Annotated in this window: 16 protein-coding genes; 8 read left to right on the top strand and 8 right to left on the bottom strand. The window is 71.2% G+C overall.

Annotated elements, in window-relative coordinates; genetic code table 11:
* Positions 1-283: 283 nt before the first annotated feature.
* On the top strand, positions 284-1036 hold the full coding sequence (locus IMZ11_RS35465; RefSeq protein WP_228646804.1) for an HAD family phosphatase: 753 nt from the start codon (positions 284-286) through the stop codon (positions 1034-1036).
* Positions 1037-1178: 142 nt separating this feature from the next.
* Positions 1179-2207, top strand: a complete 1029-nt coding sequence (locus IMZ11_RS35460; protein ID WP_228646801.1) for an ROK family protein — start codon at positions 1179-1181, stop codon at positions 2205-2207.
* Between the two features lie 105 nt (positions 2208-2312).
* Here the strand turns inward: IMZ11_RS35460 and IMZ11_RS35455 are convergent, their stop codons facing one another.
* The 6 genes from IMZ11_RS35455 to IMZ11_RS35430 form a co-directional block, all read right to left on the bottom strand.
* Positions 2313-3077 carry a polysaccharide deacetylase family protein gene (locus tag IMZ11_RS35455; protein WP_228646800.1) on the bottom strand — a complete coding sequence of 255 codons (765 nt, stop codon included), beginning with the start codon at positions 3075-3077 and terminating at the stop codon, positions 2313-2315.
* A 74-nt stretch (positions 3078-3151) separates the two neighbouring features.
* The gene (locus IMZ11_RS35450; protein WP_228646799.1) at positions 3152-4408 is read right to left on the bottom strand and encodes a YncE family protein; all 1257 of its coding nucleotides are present in this window, start codon (positions 4406-4408) and stop codon (positions 3152-3154) included.
* A gap of 189 nt (positions 4409-4597) precedes the next feature.
* Entirely contained in the window at positions 4598-5137 is a 540-nt protein-coding gene (locus IMZ11_RS35445) for an FxsA family protein (RefSeq protein ID WP_228646798.1), read from the bottom strand.
* A 123-nt stretch (positions 5138-5260) separates the two neighbouring features.
* A complete protein-coding gene (locus IMZ11_RS35440; RefSeq protein WP_228646803.1) occupies positions 5261-6004 on the bottom strand; it encodes a polyprenol monophosphomannose synthase in 744 nt (247 codons plus the stop codon).
* A gap of 29 nt (positions 6005-6033) precedes the next feature.
* Positions 6034-7671, bottom strand: a complete 1638-nt coding sequence (lnt, locus tag IMZ11_RS35435; protein WP_228646797.1) for an apolipoprotein N-acyltransferase — start codon at positions 7669-7671, stop codon at positions 6034-6036.
* Positions 7672-8357: 686 nt separating this feature from the next.
* Positions 8358-10604 carry an AAA family ATPase gene (locus IMZ11_RS35430; protein WP_228646796.1) on the bottom strand — a complete coding sequence of 749 codons (2247 nt, stop codon included), beginning with the start codon at positions 10602-10604 and terminating at the stop codon, positions 8358-8360.
* Positions 10605-10801: 197 nt separating this feature from the next.
* Here IMZ11_RS35430 and IMZ11_RS35425 point away from each other — a divergent pair, with 197 nt between their 5' ends.
* The 6 genes from IMZ11_RS35425 to IMZ11_RS35400 are packed head-to-tail and all read left to right on the top strand — an operon-like array spanning position 10802 to position 17611.
* Positions 10802-12109, top strand: a complete 1308-nt coding sequence (locus IMZ11_RS35425) for an ROK family transcriptional regulator (protein WP_228646795.1) — start codon at positions 10802-10804, stop codon at positions 12107-12109.
* A gap of 9 nt (positions 12110-12118) precedes the next feature.
* A complete protein-coding gene (locus IMZ11_RS35420; protein ID WP_228646794.1) occupies positions 12119-13441 on the top strand; it encodes an extracellular solute-binding protein in 1323 nt (440 codons plus the stop codon).
* Between the two features lie 4 nt (positions 13442-13445).
* Positions 13446-14366, top strand: coding sequence for a carbohydrate ABC transporter permease (locus IMZ11_RS35415; RefSeq protein WP_228646793.1), 921 nt, complete (start codon positions 13446-13448; stop codon positions 14364-14366).
* Positions 14367-14409: 43 nt separating this feature from the next.
* Positions 14410-15288, top strand: coding sequence for a carbohydrate ABC transporter permease (locus tag IMZ11_RS35410; protein WP_228646792.1), 879 nt, complete (start codon positions 14410-14412; stop codon positions 15286-15288).
* Entirely contained in the window at positions 15285-16547 is a 1263-nt protein-coding gene (locus IMZ11_RS35405; RefSeq protein WP_228646791.1) for a 6-phospho-beta-glucosidase, read from the top strand. The genes IMZ11_RS35410 and IMZ11_RS35405 overlap by 4 nt, the downstream gene beginning before the upstream one ends.
* Positions 16544-17611 (top strand): BadF/BadG/BcrA/BcrD ATPase family protein, encoded by a 1068-nt coding sequence (locus IMZ11_RS35400; protein ID WP_228646790.1) that lies wholly within the window; start codon positions 16544-16546, stop codon positions 17609-17611. Before IMZ11_RS35405 ends, IMZ11_RS35400 begins: the two co-directional genes overlap by 4 nt.
* A 51-nt stretch (positions 17612-17662) precedes the next feature.
* Here IMZ11_RS35400 and IMZ11_RS35395 read toward each other — a convergent pair whose 3' ends face one another.
* Positions 17663-18136 (bottom strand): Lrp/AsnC family transcriptional regulator, encoded by a 474-nt coding sequence (locus IMZ11_RS35395; RefSeq protein ID WP_082776880.1) that lies wholly within the window; start codon positions 18134-18136, stop codon positions 17663-17665.
* Positions 18137-18202: 66 nt separating this feature from the next.
* The gene (locus IMZ11_RS35390; protein WP_228646789.1) at positions 18203-19303 is read right to left on the bottom strand and encodes a hypothetical protein; all 1101 of its coding nucleotides are present in this window, start codon (positions 19301-19303) and stop codon (positions 18203-18205) included.

Here is a 19303-nt window from a genome sequence, read left to right as displayed (position 1 = left end):
GAGGTGAATGCCCCTCCCCCTACTCTGGACCCTCCGTCCGGAGCCGCCGCGATGGCCCGGGACCTGGGCGGTGCGCCTCCGCCCCCGCGGTGCCGTACGCCGGGGCCGTTGGGCCCACCGATCACGGACCTTCGGCCTTTCCCCGGGATCTCGCGAGATGGTGGGGTGGTTCCAGGCCGCCATGGAGCCGTCCCTCATGATGGAACGGTCCGGTGGTGCCCATCCGAACCGGAACGGAGAGGCTCGTGTTCACTCCAACGTCCAGCACGGAAAGGGCGGCGCCATGGCGGCCATCGATCTGACCTCGTTCAACGCGGCGATCCTCGACACGGACGGCGTGGTCACCGACACCGCCCGCGTGCACGCCGCGGCCTGGAAGCACGTGTTCGACACGTTCCTGCACGGCCGCTCGGAGCCGTTCGACATCCGCGACGACTACCTGCGCCACGTGGACGGGCGGCCACGGCTCGACGGCATCCGCACGTTCCTGGCCTCCCGCGGCCTCAGCCTGCCCGAGGACGGCCCGCCCGGCACCGCCAGCGTCCGCTCGCTGGCCGAGGAGAAGGACGCGCTCTTCACCGCGCATCTGCGGCGGCACGGCGTCGCGGCCCACCCCGGAAGCGTGGCCCTGCTCCGCGAGCTGCGGCGGCGTGGCGTGCGCATCGCCGCCGTCTCCGCGAGCAGGCACTGCCGCCGGATCCTCACCTCCGCGGCGGTCGGCCACCTGTTCGACCAGCTGGTGGACGGCGACGACGCCGGACGGCTCGGGCTTCCCGGACGGCCCGACCCCGCGATGTTCCTGGAGGCCGCCCGCCGCCTCGGCGTCCCACCGGAACGGACGATCGTGGTGGAGGACACGCTTCCCGGCCTTGAGGCGGCACGGCGGGGCGGTTTCGGACTGATCGTCGGCGTGGACCGGGGCGGAGCGCGGGATACGCCGTCCGGCACCGGGACCGGTTTCGCCATGGCGGATCTCCTCGTCTCCGACCTCGACGAGGTGTCGGTGACCGGCCGGGTGCCCGTGACCGCACGCTGACCCCCGCGCCGGTCTCGACGCCGGTCGCCACGCCCGCCGTCCCTGGGACCGGTCGGCGATTCGGGTCCGTACGGCAGGTGCCTCCGGGGCGGTTCCCGCAATAGTCTTCGCACTGACAAGCGAGGGCAAAGGAATCTCCCGCATGGCACATGCAGACTCGTGGGTCGTCGTCGGACTCGACAACGGCGGCACCAGCAACAACGCGACCGTGCTCGACGCCTCCGGCCGCTTCCTGGTGGATCGGATGGCGGAGACGCCGAGCCTGGTGCGCGAGGGACCCGAGGTGGCGGTCGAGCAGCTGGCCCATGCCATGGAGAACGTGCTCCGGCTGACCGGGATCACCCGCTCCCAGGTGCGGGCCGTCGGCCTGGACACTCCGGGCCCGGCCAGCGCGGACGGCGTCATCTCGACGAAGGGCGCGACCAACTTCTCCGAGCCCGCCTGGCACGGCTTCGACTTCCGGGGGGCGCTGGAAGCCCATCTGGACCTTCCGGTCGTCTACAACAACGACGGCAACGCCGCCGCCCTCTACGCCCATCACGTACGCTTCGGGGCCCGCGAGTGGGAGCACTCCTCGATCTCCGCGATCGTCGGCACGGGGCTCGGCGGCGGCATCGTCGAGGACGGGCGGGTGGTCAAGGGGGCCGCCGGGATGGCGGGCGAGCTGGGACACGTCCACATCCCGCTGCACGGCCTGCTGGAGGAGGGGCAGCCGCTGCCGGAGTGCAACTGCGGATTCACCGGCGACGCCGAGAGCGTGGCGTCCCTGACCGGCATCGAGAAGAACCTGCTGCCCTACTGGCTGACCCGGTTCCCCGACCATGAGCTGGCCTCCGTCGAGCCGATCGGGAAGGCCGCCAAGCTGCTGCGCGGCTACGGCGAGAACGGCGACCCGCTCGCACTCAAGGTCTTCGAGCAGCAGGCCATGGCGATCGGCCGGCTCTTCACGATCGCGGCCAACTTCACCGATCCCAGCGCGTACTTCCTGGGCGGCGGGGTGGTCGAGGCGGCGCCGCACTTCCGTGAGTGGTTCCTGGAGAAGGTGCGCGAGCACACCCTCCTGCGCGAGGAGCAGCGGCGGGTCGCGACCGTGTCACTGGTGGACGACCTCGACATGGCGGGCGCCCGGGGCGCGGCACTGGCCGCCCTCGCCGAGAGCGTCGGCCGTTGACCGGCCGGCGCCCGCCCCGGGCGCCGGCCGGACATCGGTGAACGTTTCACCAGCGGGCCGGTACCCCGGTCGTGCGCGCGAACCGGACGGCCGAGGGTCCCCGGCTCAGCGACGCAGCAGCTCGGTCGCGGTCACCGCGCGCAGGTTCCGGGACCGCAGCCCGTCAAGGATCCGGGGAAGCGCCGTCACCGTCCCCGGATGCCCGAGGTGCATGCTCACGACGGAGCCGGGCCGTACGGCGCGCAGGACGTTGGCGACGACGGCGTCCGGCCCCGGATCGGTGTGGTCGAGGGAGTCGACGTCGTAGGACAGGCACGTGGGATAGCCCGCCTGGGCGCTGAGCCTCCGCACGAGCGGCGTGGCGGTGCGGGCCGCCGACGGCCGGAACCACGCGCCGATCGACCCGGTCAGGGCCCGCAGCCGGGCCGCGCACTCCTCGATCTCTCTCCGCGCGGAGGCGGCGTCCAGCGACGAGATGTCGAGATGGTTCTGGGTGTGGTTGCCGAGATCGTGGCCGCCGTCCAGGACCCGCCGGGCCATCGCCGGATAGCGGTCGAGCCAGGTGCCCACGGCGAGCACGGTGGCGTGTCCGCCCGCCTTCTCGATCGCCCTGAGCGCCTCCTCCGCGAGCTTCGGCGGGCCGGAGCCGTGGAAGGTCAGGGACACCACGGGATCATCGCGGCGGCCGTGGGCCACCTCCGCGGGCAACCGGGGTACGGCACGGGCCGACGATCCGGGCGAGCCGCCACGCGCGGCGGCGGCGCGGCGACCGCCGTCACCGGTTCGCGCGCGGGCGCCGTCACGGGGGTCGTCACCGGCGCCGTCACGGGGGGCGGAGCAGGCGGAGGCGACGGCCAGCGCACCAGCCACGAAGAGCAGGCGGCGCCTCAGCCGTGGAAGGCCCGAAGGCGGGATCTCGCCTGACGCCCCCGGCCCCTCTGAGGTCACCGGAAGATTCCGGTGTGGCCGAGCGAGTAGCGGCCCGGCTGGGGATACACGCACAGGCCGTGCGGCCCCGATCCGACCTTGATCCGGTGCGTCAGCTCACCGGACACCGTGGAGAAGACGTAGACCTCGCTGTTATAGCGCCCGGACAACCACAGCTCGCGGCCGTCGGCGGTCAGCCCGCCCATGTCCGGCGAGCCGCCTCCGGGGATGTGCCAGGTCGCGATCGGCTTCCCCTCCTTGAACGACACGACCGACACGGAGCCGGCGGCCCGGTTGGAGACATAGAGCACGCGCGAGTCCCTGCTGACGTACAGGCCGTGCGCCCCCGCCCCGGTGGGCATGAACCGGATGACCTTGAAGGTGGCCGCGTCAACCAGCCAGACCCCGCCCCTCGACATGTCGGCCACATAGAAGGTCGTGCCGTCCGGTGACAGCTTGACGTCCTGCGGCATGGTCATGGAGCCCAGGGCGATCGTCTTGAGCACCTTCCGCCGCTGCCAGTCGATGACGACGAGGTCGCCGGAGAACTCGCAGCTCGCGAGGAAGACGGATCCGTCCGCGGTGAAGTCGGCGTGGTTGATCCCCCGGCAGGGCACCGGCATGGAGTGCAACAGCCGCATGGACCGCGGATCGCGGAAGTCGAGTTCGTTGTTCCGCTCGGCCATCACCAGGGCCGTCGTGCCGTCGGGCGTGAAATACAGGTTGTAGGGGTCCTCGACCGGGATGGACCGGCCGGGCTTGCCGGTCTTCGGATCGATCGGGGTGAGCGTGTTGCCGATGTTGTTGTTGACCCACAGCTTCTTCATGTCCCATGACGGCACCACGTGCTGCGGCAGGCGGTCGGTCCTGAACCGGTCGACCACCTTGTACGTCGCGGGGTCGATGACGTGGACGCTGTTGCTCTCGCTGTTGGGCACGTACACGCGGGACGGGAAACCTCTGACCGCGGGGCTGAGCATCCCCGGCCGGTCGGCGGCGTAGATGTCACGCTCGACCCCGCCCCGCTTCGGATCCGCCTGCGCGGACGAGCGCGCGGTCGTGGTCCCGGACGCGGACGTGGACGCGCCGGGCGTGGGCGATGCCGGGACGGCGCCGCGTTCCGCGGCGGGGCTGGTCGTGGCACCGTGAGGAGCCGAGCCGCATCCGGCGAGAACCGCCCCGAGAAGGACCAGCGTGACCGAACGGAGACGCCCCGGGCCGACGTCCCTACTGAAGCCCGTATCCGCTCGCCACAAGGGGTCGGGCGCCGTCATGACGGCCCGTGGAGTCGCTGCGCCATGCGCCCAGGCTAGGGAGCGAGCCCTCCTCCGCCGGTGAGCGTGCGGTTCGGGGAGGGTCCATGCGCTACTGGGATCATTCGCCGCCTCCGCCGCGGATCCGGCCGGGGGTCCCTCGGTCACCGCGAGCCGCCGACCGTGGTTCGGCAGGGGACCCGCCGTCGATCAGGGGCTCTGCCGGGGGTCCTGGCGCCGGACGACGATCTGCCCCTCGACGACCTCGTCGTCCTGGATCACCTCGCCGTGGACGACCCGGCCCGCACTACCGGGACCACCCGGAGCACCGGGACCGCCCGCGCGGTCGAACAGCGGGCCGTACGGCGAGCGGGCCGCCATGGCACTCACACGGCGGCCGAAGAACCACGCGAGAGCGCGTCGCGCGACCGGCCGGGTGACCGGCAGGGCGAGGAAGATCCCGGCGATGTCACTGAGGAAGCCCGGGACCAGCAGCAGGGCACCACCGGCCATCACCATGGCGGAGTCGCCCAGCTCGCGCTCCGGCATGCGGCCCGACTGAAGGGCGGTCTGCAGCCCCGCCCAGGCCCGGCGCCCCTCTCTGCGCATCAGCCACCCACCGAGCGCGGCGGCGGCCAGCAGCAGCACGACCGTGGCCCCGCCGCCGATCGTCTGGCCGACCAGGATCAGCAGCCAGATCTCGATGACGGGAATGATCAGAAAAGCGAGGAACAGCCCAGCACGCGACATCACGACCTCCGTTAGGAGGAACGCCGCCATCGGCCCAGGCGGTTCCGGTATCGCTCAGAGCGAAAGCGCGCGGGCCGCCGATGATCGGCCGGGAACCGGCCCGCCAAGGAGAGCGGGCGCGGATCAGCCCTTCTTGCGGAAGCGGTCGGGCAGGCCGCCGACGCCCCAGACGGCGATCCGCCAGAACGCCTCGACCATGATGTTGCGGTTCATCTTGCTGGCGCCGGCCGTGCGCTCGACGAACGTGATCGGGACCTCGGCCACGCGCAGGCCCTGACGTACCGTGCGGAGCGTGAGGTCCACCTGGAAGCAGTATCCCTGCGACTCGACGTCGTTCAGGCCGACCTTCTCCAGGGTGGCGGCCCGGTAGGCGCGGAAGCCGGCGGTGGCGTCCCGTACGGGCATGCCGAGCATGAGGCGGCTGTAGGTGTTGGCGCCCCGGGACAGGAACTCGCGGGAGGCCGGCCAGTTGACGACCTTCCCGCCCGGCACCCAGCGGGAGCCGATCGCCAGATCGGCGCCCGCGGCCACCGCGTCGAGCAGTTTGTGCAGCTCCTCGGGCTGGTGGGAGCCGTCGGCGTCCATCTCCACCAGGACGTCGTATCCCTCGTTGAGGCCCCACTGGAACCCCGCGACGTAGGCGGCGCCGAGCCCCTGCTTGCCCGGACGGTGCATGACGTGGACGTGGTCGTCCTTCTCCGCCAACTCGTCGGCGATCTTGCCGGTGCCGTCGGGGCTGTTGTCGTCGGCGATGAGCAGATGCACGTCCGGCAGCGCCGCACGCAGCCGCCCGACGATCATCGGCAGGTTCTCACACTCGTTGTAGGTGGGGACGATGACGAGCACCCGCCCGGAAGTCCGCTCCATCAGCTCTTCCTCCATGCCCAAGGGGTCGCTCACCGCTCCTCGCTCGCGTCGCCGATGCCTTCCGGCCGTACCGGGGGCACGGGCGGGACGTCCACGTCGCTCACGTTCCGGGTTCGCTTCCGTGAGATGACCGCCACAGCCGTCGCGCCGACCCCCATCAGTATCAGCATCCACTCGGGAGCCGCGCCCAGTTCCGTGGCAAGCGTGTCGCGTGTCCTGACGGGGACGGTCACGACGTTCATCGCGGGCTCCAACTCGCGGGTCTGCCACTCGACCGTGCCATCTGGGTCCACATATGCGGATATACCCGTCGTGGCGGTAGTGATCACACTCCGGTTGTGCTCGACGGCGCGCAATTTCGACATCGCGAGCTGCTGCGGCGGCAGGTTGGTCAGCGCGTAGCTGGCGTTGTTGGTCTGCACGACGAGCGGGCTGCCGCCCGCGACGACCGCGTCACGCACCGTCCCGTCGAAGGCGACCTCGTAGCAACCGATCGTGCCGATCGTGACAGGGCCCATCCGCAGCGCGCCGGGGCCGTCCCCCGGGATGGACTGGCGGCCGACCAGGTTGGCCCGCTCCGACAGCGCCAGGATGATCTCCTTGAACGGGGTGAACTCGCCGAACGGCACGAGGTTCCGCTTGTCGTAGTAGGCGCCGGGGCCGGTGACCGGGTCCCAGATGAGGCTCCGCGTCGCGCGGTTCTCGTCGCCGATCAGCGCGACGATGCCGGTGAGGACGGGTACACCGACGTCCTTGACCGCCGAGTCGATGATGCCCCTGGCCAACTCACTGCGGTACGGGTCGATGTCGCTGGAGTTCTCCGGCCAGACCACGATGTCGGGTTTGGGGAGCTTTCCCGCGCGTACGGCCTCGGCCAGGCGGTGGGTCTCGTCGGCGTGGTTCTGGAGCACGACGGCCGGCTCGTCGCCCAGGAAGTCCATTCCCCGGCCGGGCACGTTGCCCTGGATGACCCCGATCTTCACTGTCCTGCCCTCGTCACCGGGCCGGGGCACCGCGAACCCCAGCAGGGGTACGGCTATCGCACCGAGAAGCGCGCCCGCAACGACGCGGGTCCACCGGATGCTCCGGACGAGCCGGATGAGCAGCAGGGACAGCAGCGTCCCGGACAGGACCACCGTGAAAGTTACAAGCGGCGCGCCGCCCAGCGCGGCGTAGCCGGTGTACGGCGAATCGCCCTGGCTGAACGCCAGCCGGGCCCACGGGAATCCCCCGAAGGGGACGACGCCGCGGGCCCATTCCTGGGCGACCCACAGGCAGGCCACCCAGAGCGGCCACAGACGCACGCGCATCACGAGGGTGGCCGCCACCCCGAGCACGGCCCAGAACACGCTCTCGATCGCCACCAGGGCCAGCCAGGTGTCATCACCGATCGGGCGCACCCATGACAACGTCGGCAGCAGGAACGCCACCGCGCCGGCGTAGGCCAGCCAGGCCGCCCGGCGCGGGCGTGTGCCGTACAGCGCCAGGGTGAGCAGTGCGACGCCGATGGGGGCGCAGAACCACAGATCGATCGGCGGGAAGGCGAGGAAGAGCAGCAGCCCGCCCGCGACGGAGGCGGCGGCGCGGACGGCCGGGCGCGGGCCGGACACCGGCCGGCCGGCACCGGAGGGGGCCGGCATCGCCTGCGGTTTCACTTCGGTTGCCACGGGGCGGTGTTCTCCTCGCCTTTGACGTCCTCCCACGGCCAGAAACCGGGGATCACAGCGCACGGCCTTCCGGCCGGGCCTGGTGGTTCACGGTTCGCAGGCCGGGCAACCCCGAAGCCTCCCCGCGCAGACACGACACGCCCTGCCGCGTTTCGAGCAGAAAGCAGATGTGTACATTCCGCTTGGCCATCGCGGAACACCCCGACCTTATCTGGTCGTACCGGCAGGCCGGGCAGGGCTTCACTCTCCGCGGGACGGGACCTCGCCCCTCCGGCGAGGAAGCACGGTGACGGAAGGGGGCCCGGACAGACCCTTCGGACCGGATCCGTCCCGTCGGCGGCGGGCGCGGAGCTCCGTTGTCTACTGGGTATCCGGACCCCTCCCGGGTCCAACCCCCCGGCCGGCTGAGGTGCCCCGACTCGACGGAACGCCAGCGCTGCGCCTGGCTGTGCAGACGGAGTCCCCCTCCGTCACGGACGCAGAATCGGGCGAAGTCAGAAGACGGTCAACCGGTCAGTCCCGTGCTGGACTGCGCAGCAAACTACCGACCTCAGCGCAGATGTCAACCGTGCCCCGAACAGCGGAAACACCAAGTTTTCGCAGCTAGGACAGGCTGGATGTCCGTGATCGAGGCGGGACGTGTGGGCGATCTCGCTCATATTTCCACAGATCCCGACACTCCCACATCACTCAGGACGCGGAACAAGGCTCCGCAGCGCCTCGGGCAGCCCTTCGGAGTGGATCACGCCGAGCCGTCGCGTCGCCCGGGTCAGCGCCACATAAAGATCGCTTGGTCCTCGCGGGGACTCCCGGAGAATCTCACCGGGCTCGACCACGATCACCGAGTCGAACTCCAGGCCCTTGGCGTCCGCGACGGTAAGCACGCACACCGGCGCGTCGAGCGCCGCCGGGCCCGGTCCCGCGGCCGCGCCCGGCACCCCGGCCACCAGCGCCGCGCCCAGATCCGCCTCACGCGCGTGCGGGACGATCACGGCCAGGCGACCGTCCGGGACGATCTCCTCCCTGATGACGGGCGGCAGGCCGGTCTCCGGGTCGGCGAGCCGCAGCGCCCACGGCCGCTCGCCCGTCTCGCGTACGGACTCCGGCGCCTTCAGGCCGGAGCCGACCAGGCCGAGCACGTCACCGGCCACGGACATGATCTCGGCCGGCGTGCGGTAGTTGACCGAGAGCCCCGCCTCGCGCCAGCGGCCCGCGACGTAGGGGTCGAGCACCCGGCCCCAGCTCGCCGCTCCGGCCGCCGATCCCGTCTGCGCGATGTCGCCCACCACGGTCATCGACCGGCTCGGGCAGCGCCGCATCACCACGCGCCAGGCCATCGCGGACAGCTCCTGCGCCTCGTCGACGATCACGTGACCGAACGCCCACGTGCGGTCCTTGGCGGCCCGTTCCGCGGTCGTCAGGTAGACCTCGTCGGCCTGCTGCCTGGCGGCGAACCGCTCGGCGTCCATGATGTCCGCCATGCCGGTCAGCTCCAGCACCTCGCGGGCGTAGGCGAGCCGCTCCTCGCGCTCCTCCTCGGCGCGCCGGGCCGCGCGCAGCACGCCCTCGTCGATGTCGCCGAGGAGCTCGGCCGCCTCGTCGAGGAGCGGCACGTCGGCCTCGCTCCACCAGTTCTCGCCCGGTCGCGGCGGTTCCCGGAGCAGCAGGTCGCGCTCGTCGGAGTCCAGCCCCGCGTAGGCCATCCGCTCCTTGGAGGTGTACAGCCCGATCAGGAGCTGCTGCGGCGTGAGGTAGGGCCACAGACGGTTGAGCGCCGTGCGCACGGGCGTCTCGGTCCGCAGATCCTCGCGCAGGTCGGCGAAGTCGTCGTCGTCGAGCATGCCGCGTCCGAGCTGCCTGGCCGCCTGCCTCGTCAGCGCGTTGAGCAGTTGCCGTACGAACACGGCCCGCGCCTGGTTGTGCGGCTTCTTCGACCGGACGGCACGCGACTTGGCCGCCTCGAAGGTCTGGCGGTCGAGCTTGAGCGTGAACTTGTCCAGGCGGATCTCGACCGGCTTGGACGGCACGCGCTGCCGGTCCCGTACGGCCTTCGCGATCACCTCGGCCATCCGGATGTCGCCCTTGACCGCGGCGGCCTCCTGCGGCTCCCAGCGGGTGGCCGTGAGGCCGGGGTACAGCTCGGCGACGGTGGACAGCAGCACGTCGGTCTCGCCCAGCGAGGGCAGGACCTGCTCGATGTAGCGCAGGAAGGTGAGGTTCGGGCCGATGATGAGGACGCCGCGCCGTTCCAACCGCTCACGGTAGGTGTAGAGCAGGTAGGCGGCGCGGTGCAGGGCCACCACGGTCTTGCCGGTTCCCGGTCCTCCCTGGACGACGAGCACGCCGTTCAGGTCGCTGCGGATGATCGCGTCCTGCTCGGACTGGATGGTCGCGACGATGTCGCGCATGCGGCCGGTGCGCTTCTCGTCCAGCGCGGCGAGCAGGGCGGCCTCGCCGTTGAGCGAGGCGCGGTCGGCGTCAGACAGGCCGTCGAGGTCGAGGAGGTCGTCGTCGACGTTCGTGATGGTACGGCCGCGGGTCTGCAGGTGCCTGCGGCGGGTGACGCCCATCGGCGCGGCCGGGGTGGCGCGGTAGAACGGCTGGGCGACCGGCGCCCGCCAGTCGATCAGCAGCCGCTCCTGGTCGTCGTCCGCCAGGCCGATCCTGCCGATGTACAGCCGGCCGCCGTCGGTGTTGTCGAGGCGGCCGAAGCACAGGCCGTTCTCGACGGCCCACAGCCTCGCCAGACGCTGCGCGTACATGCCGGCGAACGAGTCGCGCTCGGAACGGTTCTGGTGCGTGCCCGTGGCGCCCTGGGCGAGCACGTCGTCCAGTTGCCCGCGGGTACGCGCCCGCAGCACGTCGAGCCGCTCGTAGAGAGCGGCGACGTACGTCTGTTCCCGGGCCAGTTCGCCCGCCGATGAATGAGGCATAGGCCGACCGATTGTACGTGCCCCTCGGCAGTGCCTCCATCTCCCCCCGGCCCGAGCTCCGGTCCCCCCGGCGGGCCGGCCACGTCACGAGTCGGTTGCGGGGTGCGGCGACCCCTTGACGAGTTCGGAAGGTTTCTTTACTTTCTCTTCCAGTTAGGGACCTTTCCTAACTTCTCTCGTCCCCTGGAAGGACTCCAGTGAGCCAGCCGACCCCCGGCACGCCCAGCCTGCTGCGCGCGATCAACGACCGCGCCGCGCTGATGGTCCTGCTCGAACGCGGTCCCCTCACCCGGCCCGAGCTCGGCGCGCTCACCGGCCTGTCCAAGCCCACGGCGTCCCAGCTGCTGGCCCGGCTCCAGGAGGCGGGCCTCGTCGTCCTCGACGGCATCCGTGAGGGCCTCCCCGGGCGTACGGCGGAGCTGTACCGGATCAACGCGTCCGCGGCGCACGTGGCGGCGCTCGACGTCACCCCAACGCGGATCGCCGTCGCCGTCGCCGACATCACCGGCGCGGTGGTCTCCGAGTACCTCCTGCCCACCCCCGGGCGGTCGGGCGGCGACATCGTGGAGAAGGTGCGGGCCGCGCTCGACGGCGCCTGCGCGGGCGTCAAGCTCGGCGACGGAGACCCCGGCGCCGAAACCGGCACTGGGACCGGCGGCGGGATCGACGTCACCGCGCTGCGCCGCGTGGTCATCGGCATCGGCGGCGCCGTCGACCCGTCGACCGGCCGTCTCGGCTACGCCGCACACATCCCGGGCTGGCACATCCCCGACGTCGTCGGCACCCTGCGTGACGGCGTCGGCGTGCCCGTCGACGTGGAGAACGACGTCAACCTCGTCGCCCAGGCCGAGCAGGCCCGCGGCGCCGCCCGTGGGCACCAGGACTACGTCCTCCTCTGGGCGGACGAGGGCATCGGCTCGGCGCTCGTGCTCGGCGGCAGGCTGCACAGGGGGGCCACCGGCGGCGCGGGCGAGGTCGGGTACATGCCCGCGATCGGCGCCCCCACGGCCCGCGACGTCGGCCGGCGCGCCGACCACGGCTTCCAGGCGCTCGCGGGCGGCCCGGCCGTACTGCGGATCATGCGCGCGCACGGGCTGCGCGGAACCACACCGGCGGCGGCCGTACGGAACGCGGTGCTGGCGGCCGAGTCCGGCGGGCGGCTCGCCGCGGCGGCCGGTGAGGCACTGCGGGAACTCGCCTCCCGCCTCGCCGTCGGCCTGGCCGCGATCACGGCGGTCGTCGATCCCGAGATCGTCGTCCTGTCCGGCGGGGTGCTGATCGCCGGAGGCGACCTGCTCCGCGAACTGGTCGAACGCGAGCTGCACACGCTGACCATCCCACGACCTCCGCTGCGCCTGTCCACCGTCGAGGGCAATCCGGTTCTCGCCGGCGCCCTCGACCTCGCCCTCGACACCGCGCGGGACGAGATCTTCGGATGGACCGGGCGCCGGGAAGCGCCGGAGCGGGGCGGCAACCCGCTCGCCACCACCCCCCTTCGCCCGTAGGAGGCACACGTGAAACGATTGCTGGCGATCTCCACCGCGGCCGGTCTCGCCCTGGTCACGGCCTGTACGGCGGGCACCGAGTCCCCCGGGCCCGCGCTGAACTCCGCGACCGCCGACGACCCGGTCACCATCGAGTTCTGGCACGGTTTCAGCGCCGACAACGAGCTCAAGGCGTTCGAGGACAGCCTGGCCGGGTTCAAGCAGAAGTTCCCGTGGATCACGGTCAAGGCGACCAAGGCCATCCAGGACTCCCAGATCGTGCAGGCCGTACGCGGCGGCAACCCGCCGGACGTGGCGCTCTCCTTCACCACCGACAGCGTCGCCGAGTTCTGCAAGGCCGGGATCTTCCAGGACCTCAACCCGTACCTGACCGCGAGCAAGATCGACGCGGCGACGCTGTTCCCGAAGGTGATCGCCGAGTACACCCAGTACGGGGGCAAGCGGTGCGTCATGCCCATGCTCGCCGACACCTACGGCCTCTACTACAACAAGAAGCTGATGAAGGGGAACGAGCCGCCGAAGACGCTGTCCGAGCTGGCCGACCTCACCAAGAAACTCACGGTGAAGAACCCCGACGGCACCATCAAGGTCGCCGGGTTCATGCCGACCAGCCAGATGTACGAGAACGCCCCGATCCACACCGGTGTCATGGTCGGCGCCAAGTGGACCAACCCTGACGGCACCTCCGCGATCGGCTCCGATCCCGCCTGGAAGACGCTGATGACCTGGCAGAAGGAGCTCACCGACTGGTTCGGCTACGACAAGCTGGAGAAGTTCCGCAAGAGCTTCGGCGACGAGTGGTCCGCCAAGAACCCGTTCCAGCAGGGCAAGGTCGCCATGGCCATCGACGGCGAGTGGCGCAACGCCATGATCGCCTCCGACGTGCCCGACCTGGAATACGGCACCGCGCCGCTGCCGGTCGCCGACGACCAGGCGGCCAGGTACGGCGCCGGCTTCATCGCCGGAACGGTCATCGGCATCCCGCGCGGCGCCAAGCACCAGGAGGCCGCCTGGGAACTGGTCAAGTACCTCACCACCGACACCGACGCGCTGGTGACGCTGTCCAACGCGATCAGGAACGTTCCGAGCACGCTGCCCGCGCTGCAGTCGCCCAAGCTGAACAAGGACCCGAACTTCCAGACGTTCCTCGACATCTTCGCCAACCCGAACAGCTCCACGCTTCCGGCCCACGTCAACTCGGTGTTCAACCAGCAGACCCTCCAGGAGGCCCAGATCGCCTGGGAGTCCGGCCGGGCCACCGACCTGGACGCGGTGCTCGCCGGGGTGGACAAGAAGATCGACGACAAGCTCAAGCTCACCGCGGGCGACTGACCTCATGGCCGCCATCACCCTCGGGAACCGGCTCCGCCCGCTCGCCTACCTCTCCCCCTGGCTGATCGGGTTCGCGATCTTCTTCGTCTACCCGCTCATCTCCACGGTGTACTTCTCGTTCCAGCGGTACGACCTGTTCACCCTCGAACCGGTCGGGCTGCTGAACTACGAGTACTTCCTGAAGGACGAGGCCGCCTGGACCTCCATCAGGAACACGCTGTGGCTGGTGGTCGTGATGGTCCCGCTGCGCGTCGTCTTCGGCCTCGGCGTCGCGCAACTCATCACCCGGCTGAAGGCGGGCGCCGGGATCTTCCGCACGATCTTCTACCTGCCGTCGCTCGTGCCGCTCGTCGCCGGGACGCTCGGCTTCGTCTACCTGCTCAACCCGAGCACCGGGCCGGTGCAGGCGATGCTCGGCGCGGTCGGCGTCCAGTCACCGGACTGGTTCGGCGACCCCGCCTACTCCAAGTGGGGGCTCACGCTGCTGGCCCTGTGGTCCGTGGGCGACCTGATGGTCATCTTCATGGCCGCCCTGCTTGACGTGCCGAAACAGCTCTACGAGGCCGCCGCGCTCGACGGCGCGACCGGCTGGCGGCAGTTCGTGCACATCACGCTCCCGGTGATCCGTCCGGTGCTCATGTTCGCCGCGGTGACCGGGGTCATCCAGACCCTGCAGTACTTCACCCAGGCGATGGTGGCCGCGCGGGTCGCCTCCGGCGCGACCGACTCCGCCGGGTCGGTCTTCACCCCCGGCTATCCCGACCAGTCCACCCTGACCTTCCCCGAATGGCTGTTCCAGCAGGGGTTCCGCGACTTCGCGATGGGCTACGCGTGCGTGCTCGCGCTCATCCTGTTCGCGGTCTCCATGGTGTTCACCCTGATCCTGCTGCGTCAGTTCCGCGGGTTCGCCGAGGAGGAATCATGACCGCCGCCCCCGCGGTGATCTCCGTGCCGAGGAGCGTGGCGCCGTGACCGCGACCGCCGTTCCCGAGCGGGTGACGGCCCGCCCGCCCGCGCGCGGGCCCCGTGGCCGCGCCACGCTGTACTGGATCGCCAAGCACGCCGTGGCCATCGCCCTGGCCATCATGTTCCTCGGGCCGCTGGTGTTCATCGGGCTCACCGCCGTGATGAGCGACCAGCAGGCGCTGACGTCCCAGCTGTGGCCCACCACCTGGAACTGGGACAACTTCTCGGACATCTTCGAGAAGGCGCCGCTGCTGACCTGGATCAGCAACACGCTCATGTACTCGCTGCTCGCCACCGCGTTCATGCTGCTGTCGTCGATCCCCGTGGCGTACGCGCTGGCACGGTTCAGGTTCCGGGGGCGCAAGCTGGCGTTCCTGCTGGTCATCACCATGATGATGCTTCCGCCGCAGGTCGTCGCCGTACCCGTCTATCTGGTGTGGGCGCGGTTCCACCTGACCGGGACACTGTGGCCGCTGATCATCCCCATGCTGCTCGGCGACGCCTTCTCGATCTTCCTGCTGCGCCAGTTCCTGGTGACGATCCCGCGCGAGTACTCCGACGCGGCCCGGGTGGACGGCTGCGGCGAGTTCCGGACGCTCATACGGGTGATCCTGCCGATGGCGAGACCGGCCATCGCCGCCGTCGCCCTGTTCCAGTTCTTCTACTGCTGGAACGACTACTACGGCCCGCTGCTGTACGCGGGGACCGACCTGGACAACTGGACGCTGTCGCTGGGGCTGGCCGCGTTCCGGTCGGTGCACCGGGTCCAGTGGAACCTCACCATGGCCGCGACCGTCCTGGCCATGGCACCCGTGATCGTCGTGTTCTTCTTCGCCCAGAAGGCATTCATCGAGGGCGTCAAACTGACAGGAGTGAAATGAAGCTGGCCGTTGTCGGGGGCGGCTCCACGTACACACCGGAGCTGATCGACGGGTTCGCCCGCCTGCGGGACGAACTCCCGCTTTCCGAGATCGTCCTGGTCGACCCGGACGAGCACCGCCTGGCGCTCGTGGCCGGGATGGCCCGGCGGATGCTGGCCCGCGCCGGCCATCCCGCCACGGTCGGCACGGCCACGACCGTCGAGGACGGCGTCGCCGGGGCGGGCGCCGTGCTGCTGCAGTTGCGGGTCGGCGGGCAGGCCGCCAGGAACGTGGACGAGACACTGCCGCTCGAATGCGGCTGCGTCGGCCAGGAGACGACCGGTGCGGGCGGCCTGGCCAAGGCGCTGCGCACGGTCCCGGTGGTGCTCGACATCGCCGAGAAGGTGCGCCGCCTCGCGCCGGACGCGTGGATCGTGGACTTCACCAACCCCGTGGGCATCGTCACCAGGGCGCTGCTCGACGCGGGCCACCGCGCGATCGGCCTGTGCAACGTGGCGATCGGATTCCAGCGCCGCTTCGCGGCCGGTCTCGGCGTGACCCCCGACCGGATCTCGCTCGGACACGTCGGTCTCAACCACCTGACCTGGGTGCGCTCGGTCCACCTCGACGGGGAGGACGTCCTCCCCCGGGTACTCGCCGAGCACGGCGAGGAGATCGCCGCCGATCTCGAACTGCCGGTGGAGCTGATCCGCGACCTCGGGGCGGTCCCCTCGTACTATCTGCGCTACTTCTACGCGCACGACCTGGTGGTCGAGGAGCAGCGGCGCAAGCCGTCGAGAGCGGCCGAGGTGGCGGCCATGGAGTCCGCGCTGCTCGACCTGTACGCCGACCCCTCGGTGGACACCAAGCCGGAACTGCTGGAGAAGCGGGGAGGCGCCTTCTACTCGGAGGCCGCCGTGGCGCTGATCGCCTCCCTCGTGAACGACCGGGGCGACGTCCAGGTGGTCAACACCCGCAACGGCGGCACGCTGCCGTTCCTGGACGCCGACGCGGTCATCGAGGTGCCCGCCCGCATCACGGCCTCCGGGGCGGTACCGCTGCCGGTCGATCCGCTCGAACCGCTGTACCGAGGCCTCATCGGGCACGTCTCCGCGTACGAGTCGCTGGCCCTGGAGGCGGCGCTGCGCGGCGGCGAGCGGCGGGTGCGGGACGCGCTGCTCGCGCATCCGCTGGTCGGGCAGGCGTCCCTGGCGAACGAGCTGGCCCGGCTGCTCGTCGAGGCCAACCGGTCCCATCTCGCCTGGGCGGTGTCCCGGTGACCGAACGTCGCCCGCGTACCGTGCTGGCGGTCGACGGAGGGAACAGCAAGACGGACGTGGCCCTCGTGTCCGAGGACGGGTCCGTGCTGGCCACCGGCAGGGGCGCGGCGTTCCTGCCGCAGAGCGCCGGGGTGGCGGCGGCGATCGACGTCATCGGCGAGATCGTGGAGCGGACCCTCCCTCAGGCCGGTCCCGCGCCGGCTTCGTCGGTCTTGTCGGCTTCGCCCGGGGAGGCGGACCACGCCGGGCACACCGGGCACGCCGGGCACATCGCCGGGCACATCGCCGATCACATCGCCGCGTACGTCGCGGGGGCCGACCTGCCGATCGAGGAGGAACGGCTCCGCGACGAGCTGCTCCGCCGCGGCTACGCGCCGGACGTCGTCGTGGGCAACGACACCTTCGCACTGCTGCGCGCCGGGGCCAGGGGACCCTGGGGCGTGGCGGTGGTCTGCGGCGCAGGCATCAACGCGGTCGGCGTCGCCCCTTCCGGCGAGGTGGCCAGGTTCCCCGCGCTCGGCCGGCTCAGCGGCGACTGGGGCGGCGGGTACGGCCTCGGCGAGGAGGCGCTGTGGCACGCCGCGCGCGCCGAGGACGGCAGGGGGCCGCGGACCGCCCTGGTGGACGTGGTCCGCGCCGGGTTCGGCACGGCCACGGTCGAGGAGGCCGTCATCGGGCTGCACTTCGGGGAGCTGCCCGTCGAGCGGCTGCACGAGCTGGTGCCCCCGCTGCTCGCGGCGGCGCGGAGCGACACGATCGCCCGCGGCCTCGTCGAGCGGCTCGCCGAGGAGGTGACCGTGCTCGGCGAGGTCGCGATGCGCCGCCTCGGCCTGCTGGACGGGCCCTGCGAGGTCGTGCTCGGCGGAGGCGTGCTCACCGCGGGCGACGAGCTCCTCATGGCGCTCGTCGAGCGGAGGTACGCGGAGCGCGCCCCGCACGCCGTGCTGGTCGTCGCCGACGTGCCGCCGATCGTCGGAGCCGCCCTGCTCGGCCTCGACCGGATCGGCGCGGCCCCCGAGGCGTACGAGCGGGTGCGCGGGCACTTCCTTCCCGCCCAGGTGTAGTGGCCCGGCGCGCGAACGCTGAACGGGCGGCCCGGCACCGGGGCCGCCCGTTCAGCGTTCGGCGTCGTCCCCGGTCAGGCCGGGCTCGATCTCGGGGGCGCGGTAGTCGTACGGCGTGCTCAGGACGATCGTGGTGCGGGTGCTCACGTTCGCCGAGGCGCGGATCTGCTGCAGCAACTCCTCCAGGGCGATGGGCGAGGCGACCCGGACCTTGAGAATGTAGCTCTCGTCGCCGGCCACGCTGTGGCACGCCTCGATCGCCGAGATGTGGCTGAGCCGTATCGGCGCGTCGTCGGGCGCGGCCGGGTCGATCGGCTTGATGGAGATGAACGCGGTCAGCGGAAGGCCGATCTCGTCGTAGTCGACGAGCGCCGCGTATCCGCGGATCACGCCACGTTTCTCCAGCCGGCGTACACGCTGGTGCACGGCCGACACCGACAGCCCGGTCTCCTTGGCCAGATCGGTGAAGCTCATCCGGCCGTCACGGGCCAGCAACGACACGATGCGGCGATCGATCTCCTCCACGTCTGAAACGGTAGCGCCGTATCGGCGCGTCGCGTGCCGACAAATGGTGTCAGTTTGCCCTTTCCCTCATCTCACCTTCACCTGGCGGGTCTTCGGAGCGGCCTTCAGATCTCCGCTCTGGCCGCTGTAGCGCACCTGCCACTCGCCCGACCTCGCCGCCGAGAGCTTCTTGGTGAAGGAGCCGTTGTTCGTGGTCGTCGCCCTGGCGACGGGAGCCGACGACCACGAGCCGCCGGAGGGCTTGAACCAGAAGGTCACCTCCCTCGACGGGGCGGCCACCCATTCGACGCCGGGCGGCGGGTCCAGCGGGGTCTCGTGGATCAGCTTGCCCGTGTGCTTCACGAGCTTCCCCGAACCCGTGGAGGACGGAAGCGCGTTGTACCCGGAGAACCGCGACCGCATCTTGGGGCCGCTGCGCACCATCGAGTAGGCGGCCTCGCTCCGCGTACTCCGGAGGGCGCGGTAGCCGTCGGACCCGCGGGCCGTGCCGAGATAGTCCGCGCGCCACCATCCCGGCTCCCACGCGTCGAGCGTCACGGCGAACTCGCCGGACTCGTCCGTGCCGATCTCCGCGATCTCGCTCCACGACAGCGCGTCCTCCTGCCGGAAGGACAGCACGATCCGGTGCTTCTCCGGCCGGACCCGCTCGGCCTTCAGGACCCCGCTGAGCGTGATCGGCGCGTCCTCCTCCACCTGCTCGGGGCTGACGCGGAAGTCGACGATCGCGGCCGGATCCCTCTCCTCCGCGTCCTCGACCGAGAACTCCAGCTCGTGGGCCGACTCGCCCAGCGCCACGGTCGCCCGCCAGATGCCGCGCGCGGCCCTCGGCGAGAAGACGTGCTCCGCCCGCCATCCCTCCTCGAACGGCGACTCGGCGGCGCGGTGGAAGTCCAGCTCGGTACGCCACCCGTCGGGGCCCGAAAGGACCCCGCGCGGCGGTTCGCCACCCGATCCGCCGGTGACGACGTCGATCCGGACCGGGACCCTGGCGTCGGGGTCCAGGACCACCGGGTCCGGCGTGACCTCGGCGTACTCGACGGCCGGCGGATCCGGACGGTCGCGGCCGTCGAGGCGGCCGGTCCGGTCACCGCCCCGGGCACCGCCCCGGCCACCGTTCCGGCCGCCGGTGAGACGCGCGAGTCCAAGGAGAAGGAGAAGTCGCAGCAC

Source organism: Microtetraspora sp. AC03309 (genome assembly GCF_020826795.1).
In the GTDB taxonomy this organism is placed as follows: Bacteria; Actinomycetota; Actinomycetes; order Streptosporangiales; family Streptosporangiaceae; genus Microtetraspora; species Microtetraspora glauca.
This window is presented reverse-complemented; position numbering and strand designations above follow the sequence as displayed.